The sequence below is a fragment of the Pseudomonas sp. ITEM 17296 genome (assembly GCF_028895205.1).
GTDB lineage: Bacteria > Pseudomonadota > Gammaproteobacteria > Pseudomonadales > Pseudomonadaceae > Aquipseudomonas > Aquipseudomonas kermanshahensis.
Window position 1 is genome coordinate 129,170 of record NZ_WJRS01000013.1, and the last position, 12,937, is coordinate 142,106.

The following is a 12,937-nucleotide window of genomic DNA, read 5'->3' on the forward strand; positions in this document are numbered from 1 at the left end:
CCACAGGATAACCTGTTGGCAGTCATGCAGGGGCAGCAGTGCTAGAGGTGGTGGATGACGGCCAGGTCCATGCGGCCATAGTCGGCGCTTTCGCTGTGTTCTCCGCGGGGTGGCATGTGGTGGGTCTTCATGACCTGGTCGCCCTGAACGGTCTCCAGGTGGATGTCGAAGCCCCACAGGCGATGCAGGTGCTTGAGCACTTCCTCGGTCGAGTCGCCCAGGGGTTTGCGGTTGTGCTGTTGGTGGCGCAGGGTCAGTGAGCGGTCGCCGCGCCGGTCGATGCTCCAGATCTGCACGTTCGGTTCGCGGTTGCCCAGGTTGTATTGCGCCGCCAGCTGCTCGCGGATGACCCGATAACCGGTCTCATCATGGATGGCGGGCACCAGCAGGTCATCGCGCTGGTCGTCGTCCAGAATGCTGAACAGCTTGAGGTCGCGGATCACCTTGGGCGACAGGTACTGCAGGATGAAGCTCTCGTCCTTGAAGCTGCTCATCGCGAACTTGATGGTCGATAGCCAGTCACTGCCGGCAATGTCGGGGAACCAGTGGCGATCCTCCTCGGTAGGGTTTTCGCAGATCCGGCGGATGTCGGTGTACATCGCGAAGCCCAGCGCATAGGGGTTGATGCCGTTGTAATACGGGCTGTCAAAGCCTGGCTGGAACACCACGCTGGTGTGCGATTGCAGGAACTCCATGATGAAGCCGTCGGTGACCAGGCCTTCGTCGTACAGGTCGTTCATCAGGGTGTAGTGCCAGAAGGTAGCCCACCCTTCGTTCATGACCTGGGTCTGGCGCTGCGGGTAGAAATACTGGGCGATCTTGCGCACGATGCGCACCACTTCACGTTGCCAGGGCTCGAGCAGCGGGGCGTGTTTTTCGATGAAATAGAGGATGTTTTCCTGAGGTTCGGCGGGGAAGCGCGCATCATCGCGGTCGCCGCCTTTTTCTGCGCCCTTGGGAATGGTGCGCCACAGGTCGTTGATTTGCCGCTGCAGGTGCTCTTCGCGCTCTTTTTGCCGGCGCCGTTCCTCTTCGGCGGAAATGGGGTAGGGGCGCTTGTAACGGTCGACGCCGTAGTTCATCAGGGCGTGGCAGGAGTCGATGAGGTCTTCGACCGCATCGATGCCGTGGCGCTCTTCACATTGGGCGATGTACTGCTTGGCGAACACCAGGTAGTCGATGATCGAACTGGCATCGGTCCAGGTGCGGAACAGGTAATTGCCTTTGAAGAAGCTGTTATGGCCGTAGCAGGCGTGAGCAATCACCAGCGCCTGCATGCACATGGTGTTTTCTTCCATCAGGTAGGCGATGCACGGATCGGAGTTGATCACGATCTCGTAGGCCAGGCCCATCTGGCCCCGACTGTAGGATTTTTCGGTGCTGAGGAACTGTTTGCCATAGGACCAGTGGTGGTAACCCAGCGGCATGCCGACCGAGGCGTAGGCATCCATCATCTGCTCGGCGGTGATCACTTCGATCTGATTGGGGTAGGTGTCCAGGGCGTAACGCTCGGCCAGACGACTGATTTCCCGGTCGTAAGTCTGGATCAGGTCGAACGTCCACTCGGACCCGGTGGAAATGGGTTGGCGTTTCTGAGCTCTGGCGGTCATGTGGCTAACCTGCGCTGGAAGAGTTCACGGAAGACCGGGTAGATGTCGCCGGCCGATACCAACTGCTGCTGGGCGAACGTGTCGGGGAAGCCCTCGCCGATTCGCTCGTACTCGTACCACAGCGCCTGATGCTCACGGGGGGTGATCTCAACGTAAGTGTAGTACTGCACGTGCGGCATGATCTGCTTGGAGAGGATCTCGCGGCAGATCGGCGAGTCGTCGTTCCAGTTGTCACCGTCAGAGGCTTGCGCGGCGTAAATGTTCCAATCGCTGGCCGGGTAGCGCTCGGCCATGATTTCCTGCATCAGCTTGAGTGCGCTGGAGACGATGGTGCCGCCGGTTTCCCGCGAGTAGAAGAACTCCTCTTCGTCCACTTCACGCGCACTGGTGTGGTGGCGGATGAAGACCACTTCGATACGGTCGTAATTGCGCTTGAGGAACAGGTACAACAGGATGAAAAAGCGCTTGGCGATGTCTTTGGTGGCCTGGGTCATGGAGCCGGAAACGTCCATCAGGCAGAACATCACCGCTTTCGAACTGGGGTTGGGCTGCTTGACCAGCAGGTTGTACTTCAAGTCGAAGGTATCGAGGAAGGGCAGGCGGTTGATGCGCGCCTTGAGGCGTTCGATCTCTTGCTCGACTTCCTGGATATCCGTGAAATTGTCAGGTTCCTCGACCTTAAGGCGGTCGAGTTCTTTCTGCGCCTCACGCAACAGGGCGCGGCTGCTGCCGGTCAGGGCGATACGCCGGGCATGGGCCGAACGCAGGGTGCGCACGATGTTGATGCGCGAGGGGTTGCCTTCGTTGGCGATACCGGCGCGTACGGTCTTGAAGGTGTCGGCACCGGTCAGGTGACGTTTGACCAGGTTGGGCAGTTCGAGGTCTTCGAACATGAACTCGAGAAACTCTTCCTGAGTGATCTGGAAGACGAATTCGTCCATACCCTCGCCGGAGTTGCCGGCTTTGCCACGGCCACCGCCACCACCGCCCCCCTGAGGCCTGGGGATGTGTTCGCCGGCAGTGAATTCTTTGTTGCCAGGGTGCACGATGGTCTGCTTGCCGCCACGACCGTGGTGCAACACCGGTTCATCGATGTCCCGTCCCGGAATGCTGATTTGCTCGCCATGCTCCATGTCCATGATGGAGCGGCGGCTCACGGCCTCTTCGACGGCCTTCTTGATGTGGTCACGGTAGCGCCGCAGAAAACGCTGGCGGTTGACCGTGCTCTTGTTCTTGCCGTTCAGGCGTCGGTCGATTACGTAGCTCATGGTCCCTCCGGTAGCTGGGAACAGCTGCACGCTTCAAGCTACGAGCTGCACGTAAAAGCAGCTGCCGCCGCCCGAGGCTGGCACTGCAGCCTTGGGCGTGCGGTGTGTAGCTTGCCGCTTTATTGCGATTTCCTGACCCGCAGGTACCATTCCGACAGCAGACGAACCTGCTTGTCGGTGTAGCCACGCTCCACCATCCGGGTGACGAAGTCGTTGTGTTTCTTCTGGTCTTCCTTGCTGGCCTTGGCATTGAAGCTGATGACCGGCAGCAAGTCTTCGGTGTTGGAGAACATTTTCTTCTCGATCACCACCCGCAGCTTTTCATAGCTGAGCCAGCTCGGGTTCTTGCCGTTGTTGTTGGCGCGTGCGCGCAGTACGAAGTTGACGATCTCGTTGCGGAAGTCTTTCGGGTTGCTGATGCCGGCCGGCTTCTCGATCTTTTCCAGCTCTTCGTTGAGGGCAATGCGGTTGAGGATCTCGCCGGTTTCCGGGTCGCGGTATTCCTGGTCCTGGATCCAGAAGTCGGCGTACAGCACATAGCGGTCGAAGATGTTCTGGCCGTATTCGCTGTAGGACTCCAGGTAAGCGGTCTGGATTTCTTTGCCGATGAACTCGATGTAGCGCGGCGCCAGGTATTCCTTCAGGTAGCGCAGGTAGCGTTCGCGCACTTCGGCCGGGAACTGTTCCTGTTCGATTTGCTGTTCGAGCACGTACAACAGGTGAACCGGGTTGGCTGCGATTTCGTGTGGGTCGAAGTTGAAGACTTTGGAGAGGATCTTGAACGCGAAGCGGGTCGACAGGCCGTTCATGCCTTCGTCGACACCTGCCGAGTCGCGGTATTCCTGGATCGACTTGGCCTTCGGATCGGTGTCCTTGAGGTTTTCGCCATCGTAGACGCGCATCTTCGAATAGATGTTGGAGTTCTCTGGCTCTTTGAGGCGTGAGAGCACGGTGAACTGGGCCAGCATCTTGAGGGTGTCGGGCGCACAGTGGGCCTTGGCCAGCGAGCTGTTGACCAGCAGTTTGTCGTAAATCTTGATCTCGTCACTGACACGCAGGCAGTAGGGCACCTTGACGATGTAGATGCGGTCGATGAAGGCTTCGTTGTTCTTGTTGTTACGGAACGTGTGCCACTCCGATTCGTTGGAGTGGGCCAGCAGGATACCGGTGTAGGGAATCGCCCCCAGCCCTTCGGTACTGTTGTAGTTACCTTCCTGGGTCGCCGTAAGCAGTGGGTGCAGGACCTTGATCGGCGCCTTGAACATCTCGACGAATTCCATCAGGCCCTGGTTGGCCCGGCACAGCGCACCCGAATAGCTGTAGGCGTCGGCGTCGTTCTGTGGGTATTCCTCGAGCTTGCGGATGTCCACCTTGCCGACGAGGGCCGAGATGTCCTGGTTGTTCTCATCGCCAGGTTCGGTCTTGGCAATGGCGATCTGGTTGAGGATCGACGGATAGAGTTTGACCACTTTGAACTTGGAGATGTCGCCGCCGAACTCCTGCAGGCGCTTGGTGGCCCAGGGCGACATGATGGTGTTCAGGTAGCGCCGTGGGATCCCAAACTCTTCCTCGAGAATGGCCCCATCTTCGGTGGCGTTGAACAAGCCCAGTGGCGATTCGAATACAGGTGAGCCCTTGATGGCGTAGAAGGGCACCTTTTCCATCAGTTGCTTGAGCTTTTCGGCCAGCGACGACTTGCCGCCACCTACCGGGCCCAGCAGGTAAAGGATCTGTTTCTTCTCTTCCAGGCCCTGCGCCGCATGGCGGAAGTACGACACGATCTGGTCGATGCATTCTTCCATGCCATGGAAGTCTTCAAAGGCCGGATAGCGCCTGATCACCTTGTTGGAGAAGATCCGCGATAGCCTGGAATTGTTAGAGGTGTCGACAAGCTCCGGTTCGCCGATGGCCAGCAACAGCCGTTCTGCCGCCGATGCGTAGGCGCTGCGATCCTGCTTGCACAGCTCGAGGTACTCCTGCAGCGAAAGTTCTTCCTGGCGGGTGGACTCGAAACGTTGTTGGAAGTGGCTAAAAATGCTCATGACGTCACCTCGCTCGATACGTGGAGACGACGCCGGATCAGTCAGCTGATGCTGGCATGCAACCGGGTTCGCCGATTGCTGTATACCCCCCAGAACACCCTTGAAACGCTACCGATGACCCGCACGCCGGTGTACCGGCTCTCCCCTTTTTTGGATGGCCTGGGCTTAAGGATAGTTGGTAATACGCAAGGTCAAGGGCGTGAGGCCGAGAAGTTGCTCGCGACCGTTCGTCAGGTGAGCCGCGAGCCCGCATGGGGCGCGGGCTGCAGTAAAAATGAAAAAATTATTCGGCAGCGCCTTGGGCGGTCTCGGCCGGGTAGGTGGCGCGCCACAGCTCAAAGCCGCCATCGACGCTGTACACCTCTGAAAAGCCCTGGCCCGCCAGGTAGGCGGCAGCGCTCTGGCTGGAATTGCCGTGGTAGCAGACCACCAGGGTCGGTGCATCGAGGTCGGCGTTGCGGATGAAATCGGCGACCGAATGGTTGTCCAGGTGGGTGGCGCCACTGATGTGGCCGGCGGCAAAGGCTTGTGGGTCGCGAATGTCGACCACTACCGCACCTTGCTCGCGCAGTGCCAGGGCCTGCTCGGGAGGGATGCGTTTGAATTCGCTCATGGCTACGGTTTCCTTCAGGGCTGATCGTTGATTCTAGTGGGTTGTGCCGGCGGGCGTACGGTGCCGTCGTCGGAACAGTCGCAGCGATGGTATTCACCGCTGTCGACGTTGTAGAGGGTCATGGCACCGCCCCACACGCAACCGGTGTCCAGGGCGATGATGCCGGGTTCGTCGACGCGCCCTTCAAGGGCGGCCCAATGGCCGAAGATGATCTTCACGTGGCGTGAACGGCGGTCCTTGTGCGCATACCAGGGCTTGTAGCCTTTGGGGGCAGTGCCCAGGCCTTCCTTGCTCTTGAGGTCGAGCTTGCCCTCGGGCGTGCAGAAGCGCATGCGCGTGAGGTAGTTGGTGATCACCCGCAGGCGCTCGATGCCGGTGAGGTTCTTGCTCCACTTGTTGGGCTCGTTGCCGTACATGCCGTCGAGGTAAAGCTTGAGCCGGCCGTCGTCGCGCAGTGCTTCCTCGACTTCGGCGGCGAGCTCCAGGGCTCTGCCCAGGGTCCATTGTGGCGGTATGCCGGCATGCACCATGGCAATGCCGCGGGGCTCGTCGTAGTGCAGCAGTTTTTGCCGGCGCAGCCAGTCGAACAGCAGGTCGGCATCCGGCGCTTCGATGATTTCGCGCAGGGTGTCGCTTTTTTTCAGGCGTTCGACGTTGTGCCAGGCGGCCAGCAGGTGCAGGTCATGGTTGCCCAGTACGCAGACCAGCGATTGGCGGATCGAGTAGAGGAAACGCAGGGTCTCCAGCGATTCGGGACCACGATTGACCAGGTCGCCAACCAGCCACAGGCGGTCGACGGCGGGGTTGAAGCGAACACGTTCGAGCAGGCACTTGAGCGGTTGCAGGCAGCCTTGCAGGTCACCGACGGCGTACGTTGCCATCAGTGCAGGGCTCCAGGTACCGCCAGGCGGAAGGGCGCAATCTCGGCGTCGAAGCGTTTACCGTCTTCGGCGAACATCTGGTAGCTGCCCTGCATGGTGCCCACGCGGGTGCTGATGACCGCGCCGCTGCTGTAGGTGTGGCTCTGGCCCGGGTCGATGTTAGGTTGCTGGCCGACCACGCCGGCGCCGCGCACTTCTTCGACTTCACCGTCGCCGTTGGTGATCAGCCAGTGCCGGGACAGCAACTTGGCTGTGACAGAACCGTTGTTTTGCACGGTGATGGTGTAGGCGAAAGCGAAACGACTGTTTTCGGGGTCGGATTGTTCTTTGAGGTAACGGGTCACGACGCTGACGTCGATCTGGTAACGGGGATCGGACATGCAAAGGCCTTGGGCGAACTGACGCAATAATGCAGTCTAGGCCATTGGCGGGGGGGAGGGCCAGCGGTGTGGTCGCGGGCAGGTATGTGCAGGCGGGGTGGGGTGGCAGTGCCGGCCTCTTCGCGGGCAAGTCGGACCGCGAAGAGGCCGTAAAAGGCGCTAATCAGGCTTGCTGATCGGCCAACTGGTCAGCCAGGCGCACGAAGGCGGCCAGGTCCAGCTGTTCAGGCCGCAGGCTGCCATCTACGCCAGCGGCTTCGATCGCCTGGCTGTCGAGCAGGCCTTTAAGGGTGTTGCGCAGTGTCTTGCGGCGCTGGTTGAAAGCTTCGCGAACGACACGCTCCAGCAGCAGGTGGTCCTTGGCCGGGAACGGCAGCACTTCATGTGGCACCAGGCGCACGATGGCCGAGTCCACCTTCGGCGGCGGGTTGAACGCGCCAGGGCCAACGTTGAACAGGTGTTCGACCCGGCAGTGGTACTGCACCATGATCGACAGGCGGCCCCAATCACCGCCACCTGGGCCTGCGGCCATGCGCTCGACCACTTCCTTTTGCAGCATGAAGTGCATGTCGCGGATCAGCCCGGCATGGCTGAGCAGGTGGAAGATCAGCGGGGTGGAGATGTTGTAGGGCAGGTTGCCGACCACCTTGAGGCTGCGCGGTGGCACACCCAGCTGGTTGAAGTCGAACTTCAGGGCGTCGCCCTGGTGCAGGCGGAAGTTGTCGCGCCCGGCAAACTTGTGCTGCAGGATCGGCACCAGGTCCTTGTCCAGCTCCACTACGTCCAGTTGCGCGCCGCTGCCCAGCAGGCCCTCGGTGAGGGCACCCTGGCCCGGGCCGATTTCCAGCAGGTGTTCACCTGCCTTGGCGTTGATGGCGCGCAGGATGCGGTCGATGATGCCGGCGTCGTGCAGGAAGTTCTGGCCGAAGCGCTTGCGCGCCCGGTGTTGGTATTGCTCGTTCATGGTCGGTTCTCGGCCATCTGGTAGGCGGTTTCCAGCGCGACCCGCAGGCTGCCGGTGTCGACCTTGCCGGTGCCGGCCAGGTCCAGGGCGGTGCCGTGATCGACCGACGTGCGGATGATCGGCAGGCCCAAGGTCACATTGACTGCGGCGCCGAAACCTTTGTACTTGAGTACAGGCAGGCCTTGGTCGTGGTACATCGCCAGCACTGCGTCGCAGTGCTCCAGATATTTGGGGGTAAACAGGGTATCGGCCGGCAGCGGTCCGCGCAGGTCCATGCCTTCGGCACGCAGGCGGGCCAGTGTCGGTTCGATGATGTCGATTTCTTCGCGGCCCAGATGGCCGCCTTCTCCGGCGTGCGGGTTGAGGCCGCACACCAGGATGCGAGGGTTGGCAATGCCGAACTTGTCGCGCATGTCGGCATGCAGGATGCGGGTGACACGCTCGACGCGTTCGGCCGTGATGGCGTCGGCAATGTCGCGCAGTGGCAAGTGCGTGGTCACCAGGGCCACGCGCAGGCCACGGGTCGCCAACATCATCACTACCTGTGCGGTGTGGGTCAGCTCGGCCAGAAACTCGGTATGCCCGGAGAAGGCAATGCCGCTTTCGTTGATCACACCCTTGTGCACCGGGGCGGTGATCATCCCGGCGAAATGCCCGTCGAGGCAGCCGTTGCCGGCGCGGGTCAGGGTTTCCAATACGAAGCCAGCATTGGCCTTGTCCAGTTGCCCTGCCGTCACGGCGGTGGCCAAGGGCGTATCCCACACGTACAGGCTGCCCGCAGGCGCGGGCTGGTCGGGCCAGCGCCCCGGCGCTACCGGCAGCAGGTTGACGGCCAGCCCCAGCTGCGTGGCCCGCTCGGCGAGCAGGTCACGGCTGGTGATGGCGATCAGGGGGTGGGGCTGGGCGTCTGCGGCGAGCAGCAAGCACAGGTCGGGACCTATGCCAGCTGGCTCGCCGGGGGTGACGGCGAAGCGCAGGGGCTTCACTGGGCGGCCTGGTCAGCGCCAGGCAGCTTGATTTCAACGTAGGCTTCGTCGCGGATCTGGCGCAGCCAGGTCTGCAGCTCTTCGTCGTACTTGCGGTTGCGCAGCACATTCATGGCCTGCTGCTCGCGTGCCTGCTCGGTGCTGTCGGTGGCGCGGCGGCCCAGCACTTCCAGGACGTGCCAGCCGTATTGGGTCTTGAACGGTTTGGTCACCACACCTTGCTGGGCGGTGGCCATCTGCTCGCGGAACTCAGGTACCAGGCTGTTCGGGTCGACCCAGTTGAGGTCGCCGCCGTTGAGCGCGGAGCCCGGGTCTTCCGAGAAGCTCTTCGCCAGTTCGCCGAAGTCTTCGCCGTTCTGGATACGGTCGTACAAGCGCTCGGCCAGCTGCTTGGTGGCCGCTTCGCTGCGGATTTCGCTCGGCTTGATCAGGATGTGGCGGACATGCACTTCGTCACGCAGCACGTTCTCGCCGCCGCCACGCTTCTCCTCGAGTTTGAGCAGGATGAAGCCGTTGGGGATGCGGATTGGCTGGGTGATGTCGCCGACCGACATGTTGCTGAGCATCTTGGCGAAGTCAGGTGGCAGCTGGCCGGCTTTACGCCAGCCCATTTCACCACCCTCAAGGGCGTTTTCGCTGGCCGAGTTGGCAATCGCCACCTGGCCGAAGTCCGCGCCCTGGCGCAGTTGCTGGTAGAGCTCACCGACCTTGCGCGCCGCTTTCTGGATGTCGTCCGAATTGGCGGCTTCCGGGGTCGGGATGAGGATGTTGGCCAGGCGGTACTCTTCCGAGAGCTGCATCTTGCCCAGGTCCGAGTTCAGGTAGTTTTTCACTTCCTGCTCGGAAACCTGAATGCGCTCGGCCACACGGCGCTGACGCACGCGGCTGATGATCATTTCGCGCTTGACCTGCTCGCGCGCGTCGTCGAACGACAGACCATCATGGGCGAGGGCTGCGCGGAACTGGTCCAGCGACATGCCGTTGCGCTGGGCAATGGTGCCAATGGCCTGGTTCAGCTCCTCATCGGTGATGCGGATACCGGAGCGCTCGCCGATCTGCAGCTGCAGGTTCTCGACGATCAGGCGCTCGAGCACCTGCTGTTCCAGAGCGCTGGTCGGTGGCACGCCGGCGCCACGCTTGGCGATGGTTTGCTGAACTTCGTGGACGCGCTGGTCCAGTTGGCTCTGCATGACCACGTCGTTGTCGACGATGGCCACCACTTTGTCCAGGGGTTGTACCGCGGCATGCACCGCGCCACTCAGCAATGCAGCGCCCAGCAACACTGGGCGCAGACGATCAATAAGCTTGGTCTTCACGTGTACGGTAACCTTGAATGCCTTCGTCGAGGAAAGATTCGACCTTGTTGCCTACTACACCACCGAGGCCTTTCAGCACGATCTGCAGGAAGATACCGTGGTCGCCTTTTTCGTTCTGCGGGAGTGCCTGGCTGAAGTCGTCGTAGTCGATCCAGTAACGGTTGACCAGGCGCAGCTTCCAGCAGCAGTTGTCGTATTCGAAACCGCCCATGGCTTCCAGGGTGCGGTTGCGGTTGTAGTCATGCTGCCAGCGAGCGATCACGCTCCACTGTGGAACGATCGGCCAGATGACCGAGAAGTCATGCTGTTGGATCTTGTAGTAATCCTTGATGTAGTTCGGATCACCAGGCGTGCCGTAGTCGCCGCCACCCACTTTCCAGGTACCCGTGGTCGAGTCGTAGGCAATGGTGTCGTTGCGGTAGCGGTAGCCGAGGTTGACGATCTTGTTCGGATTGTCTTCAGGCTGGTAGTGGAACATCGCGCTGCCCGAGCGGGTGCTGCGGCTGTCCGGGTCCCAGTTGAAGTCCGAGTTGAAGCGCCAGTCGCGGTTGAAGTTGTAGCTGTACAGCAGTGCGTACGGCGACACGTCAGACTGCGAGTCTTTACGGGTGCGGTAGTCGATGCCTGGCAGTTGGACCTTGCGGTCCTTGAAGTACAGCGCCTGACCGATGCTGAAGCTCTGACGCTCGAAGCCGTTGTCTTCGATCCAGCGCGTGGTCACGCCCAGCGACAGCTTGTTCTCGTCGCCGATGCGGTCGGTACCGCTGAAGCGGTTGTCGCGGAACAGCGAGTCGTAGCTGAACAGGGTTTCGCCCGAGTCGAACAGCGGGATGTCCTTCTGGTCCTCGTAAGGGACGTAGAGGTAGAACATGCGCGGTTCGAGGGTCTGGCGGTAGTTGGTACCGAACATCGACGTGTTGCGATCGAAGTACAGGCCGCTGTCGACGCTGAAAATCGGAACGTCGCGGTTCAGGCTGCTGTTGAAATCGCCGTTGAGCGCGACCGAGGCTGGGTTGTTGGCGATGTCGCTCTTGCCCTTGCCATCCAGATCGAGGTCATAGTGGGTGTACATGTACTTCAGCTTCGGCGTGATGTAGCCGTAGCTGGCTTGCATAGGCAAGCTCATGGACGGGGCAACGTTCAGTCGCGTGCCGTTGGCGCGGGCAACACCGAAGATGTTCTCGTCCAGTCGACGGCCAGGAACGCCGGCACTTGCGTCCGGGTTGCCATCTTTGTCGAGTACGAAGTCGTTTTTCAGGTCACGATCAAAGCGAACCGCTTCAGTCTCATACCCAAAATTCAAACCACCCGGCTGGAACGGCAGTGCGCCATTGAGGGTGATCTGCGGCAGACGGTCATACGGCGTGATCTGCGAGATGGTCGCCATCTCGTAGGCATGCACGTTCAACCGTGCGGTATAGCTGTCGCCACGGTAGGTCAGGGCACCCTGCTGGTTGAGCAGGTCACGGCTTTCGACGCCGATCTGGTCGGACTCCAGGTCCTGGAAGTAGAACGGGTCGCTGATGTCGGTGTAGTCCACCTCGGTCATCAGGCGCTCGTCCAGCCCGCCCTTGTGCTGCCAGTTGACCATCCAGCGCTGATCTTTGTAGTCAGTCTGGTCTTTACGGTCGTCGTCCTTGTCGTTCAGGTACGCGCCGCCGAACTGGCCTTCGCTGGATGGGGTCAGGTAACGGAACTCACCTTCCATCAGCAGGCCGCGCTTGGTCATGTAGCGCGGGTACAACGTGGCGTCATAGTTGGGCGCCAGGTTGAAGTAGTACGGCGTGACCAGCATGAAGCCGGTGTCGCTGCTGCTGCTGAACGACGGCGGCAGGAAGCCGGACTGGCGACGGTCGTCGATCGGGAAGTAGATGTACGGTGTGTAGAACACCGGGAAATCCTTGACCCGCAAAGTGACGTTGGTCGCGGTACCGAAGCCGGTCGCCGGGTTCAGGGTGATGTTGTTGCCCTTCAGCTGCCAGGCGTTGCTGCCCGGTTCGCAGGTGGTGTACGTACCGTCTTTCAGACGGATGATGGCGTTTTCGCCACGCTTGGCGTACAGGGCGTTGCCGCGAATGTGCGACTTGTGCATCACGTATTCGGCGTTGTCGACCTGGGCTTCACCCGTGTCGAGCTGGATCTGCGCCTCGTCACCCACTACCAGCGAGCCGTTGTCACGGATCTTGACGTTGCCCTTGAGCTCGCCACGGTTTTCGGTCTGGTAGAGGTTGGCCTCGTCGGCCTCGGCCTGCATGCTGCCTTGGCGCATGACCACGTTACCGGCGAGGGTAGCGATCTGCTGCTCCTGCTGGTACTTGGAAACCTTGGCATTGATGTAGGTCGGCGATTCGTCCTTGGGCGTGGTGTCGGCCATGCCTGGGCGGGTCGGCTCGATGTACGCGCCACCGCAGTACGGGCCGGTTTCGGCCAGCTGGGCTGCGGTGAGCTTGTCACGGGGGACCCAGTCCAGGTGGCTGTAGTCTTCGCTGCGCGACTTCAGGCCACGGCCCTTGGCCTCGGTGACCAGCATCGGTTTGTCCGCGGTTTCGGCCTCGGCCGCCTGGGCCTCGGTGCCGGAACTGAGGGCAGCACCCTCGTGCACCGGACGCGGCGGCAGGTTGTTGACTGGAGTCTTGGGCTTGCAGTCCCAACCGCCGGAGGCGGACACTTGGCAGTCGAACTGTTCGGCTGCCACGACGTACGACGTGGCCAGAGGTTGCAGGGCCAGCAAACCGCCGGTGACCAGCAACGGAAACTTTCTACGAAACGCGGGGGATTTCAATGCCATCTTATTAGTCCGGGCTTCCTGCGTGCCATCTGCCCGCGTGTGGGGCCGCACGCCTCTCGATGGTCTGAAAAAGATGCTGGATAATAAAG

Annotated in this window: 10 protein-coding genes; all 10 read right to left on the reverse strand. The window is 61.1% G+C overall.

The genetic code is table 11. The features are described 5' to 3' along the window. Positions 1-41 precede the first annotated feature (41 nt). The 10 genes from GIB19_RS16165 to GIB19_RS16210 all read right to left on the reverse strand — a co-directional run bounded on the left by GIB19_RS16165 (position 42) and on the right by GIB19_RS16210 (position 12,848). Complete coding sequence (locus tag GIB19_RS16165; protein ID WP_027594380.1) at positions 42-1,610, reverse strand: SpoVR family protein; 1,569 nt, start codon at positions 1,608-1,610, stop codon at positions 42-44. After that, positions 1,607-2,878: a YeaH/YhbH family protein gene (locus tag GIB19_RS16170; RefSeq protein WP_027594381.1), complete on the reverse strand. Its 1,272-nt coding sequence runs from the start codon at positions 2,876-2,878 to the stop codon at positions 1,607-1,609. Before GIB19_RS16170 ends, GIB19_RS16165 begins: the two co-directional genes overlap by 4 nt. A gap of 119 nt (positions 2,879-2,997) precedes the next feature. Beyond that, a complete protein-coding gene (locus GIB19_RS16175; RefSeq protein WP_027594382.1) occupies positions 2,998-4,920 on the reverse strand; it encodes a PrkA family serine protein kinase in 1,923 nt (640 codons plus the stop codon). Positions 4,921-5,203: 283 nt separating this feature from the next. Further along, complete coding sequence (glpE, locus tag GIB19_RS16180; protein ID WP_274887207.1) at positions 5,204-5,533, reverse strand: thiosulfate sulfurtransferase GlpE; 330 nt, start codon at positions 5,531-5,533, stop codon at positions 5,204-5,206. A gap of 14 nt (positions 5,534-5,547) precedes the next feature. Further along, positions 5,548-6,414 carry a symmetrical bis(5'-nucleosyl)-tetraphosphatase gene (locus tag GIB19_RS16185; protein WP_027594384.1) on the reverse strand — a complete coding sequence of 289 codons (867 nt, stop codon included), beginning with the start codon at positions 6,412-6,414 and terminating at the stop codon, positions 5,548-5,550. Then, positions 6,414-6,794: a Co2+/Mg2+ efflux protein ApaG gene (gene apaG / locus GIB19_RS16190; protein WP_027594385.1), complete on the reverse strand. Its 381-nt coding sequence runs from the start codon at positions 6,792-6,794 to the stop codon at positions 6,414-6,416. The genes GIB19_RS16185 and apaG overlap by 1 nt, the downstream gene beginning before the upstream one ends. Before the next feature lie 163 nt (positions 6,795-6,957). Continuing rightward, positions 6,958-7,758 (reverse strand): 16S rRNA (adenine(1518)-N(6)/adenine(1519)-N(6))-dimethyltransferase RsmA, encoded by an 801-nt coding sequence (gene rsmA, locus GIB19_RS16195; RefSeq protein WP_027594386.1) that lies wholly within the window; start codon positions 7,756-7,758, stop codon positions 6,958-6,960. Beyond that, entirely contained in the window at positions 7,755-8,744 is a 990-nt protein-coding gene (gene pdxA / locus GIB19_RS16200; RefSeq protein ID WP_274887208.1) for a 4-hydroxythreonine-4-phosphate dehydrogenase PdxA, read from the reverse strand. The genes rsmA and pdxA overlap by 4 nt, the downstream gene beginning before the upstream one ends. Then, positions 8,741-10,060 carry a peptidylprolyl isomerase SurA gene (gene surA, locus GIB19_RS16205; RefSeq protein WP_027594388.1) on the reverse strand — a complete coding sequence of 440 codons (1,320 nt, stop codon included), beginning with the start codon at positions 10,058-10,060 and terminating at the stop codon, positions 8,741-8,743. The genes pdxA and surA overlap by 4 nt, the downstream gene beginning before the upstream one ends. Further along, positions 10,041-12,848: an LPS-assembly protein LptD gene (locus GIB19_RS16210; RefSeq protein ID WP_027594389.1), complete on the reverse strand. Its 2,808-nt coding sequence runs from the start codon at positions 12,846-12,848 to the stop codon at positions 10,041-10,043. Before GIB19_RS16210 ends, surA begins: the two co-directional genes overlap by 20 nt. Positions 12,849-12,937 lie beyond the last annotated feature (89 nt).

What these genes read in the sequence shown, in the direction of transcription:
- apaG (WP_027594385.1), bottom strand. Translation starts at nt 6,794, where the DNA reads ATGTCCGATCCCCGTTACCAGATCGACGTCAGCGTCGTGACCCGTTAC.
- GIB19_RS16210 (WP_027594389.1), bottom strand. Translation starts at nt 12,848, where the DNA reads ATGGCATTGAAATCCCCCGCGTTTCGTAGAAAGTTTCCGTTGCTGGTC.
- GIB19_RS16185 (WP_027594384.1), bottom strand. Translation starts at nt 6,414, where the DNA reads ATGGCAACGTACGCCGTCGGTGACCTGCAAGGCTGCCTGCAACCGCTC.
- GIB19_RS16165 (WP_027594380.1), bottom strand. Translation starts at nt 1,610, where the DNA reads ATGACCGCCAGAGCTCAGAAACGCCAACCCATTTCCACCGGGTCCGAG.
- GIB19_RS16175 (WP_027594382.1), bottom strand. Translation starts at nt 4,920, where the DNA reads ATGAGCATTTTTAGCCACTTCCAACAACGTTTCGAGTCCACCCGCCAG.
- GIB19_RS16170 (WP_027594381.1), bottom strand. Translation starts at nt 2,878, where the DNA reads ATGAGCTACGTAATCGACCGACGCCTGAACGGCAAGAACAAGAGCACG.
- glpE (WP_274887207.1), bottom strand. Translation starts at nt 5,533, where the DNA reads ATGAGCGAATTCAAACGCATCCCTCCCGAGCAGGCCCTGGCACTGCGC.
- rsmA (WP_027594386.1), bottom strand. Translation starts at nt 7,758, where the DNA reads ATGAACGAGCAATACCAACACCGGGCGCGCAAGCGCTTCGGCCAGAAC.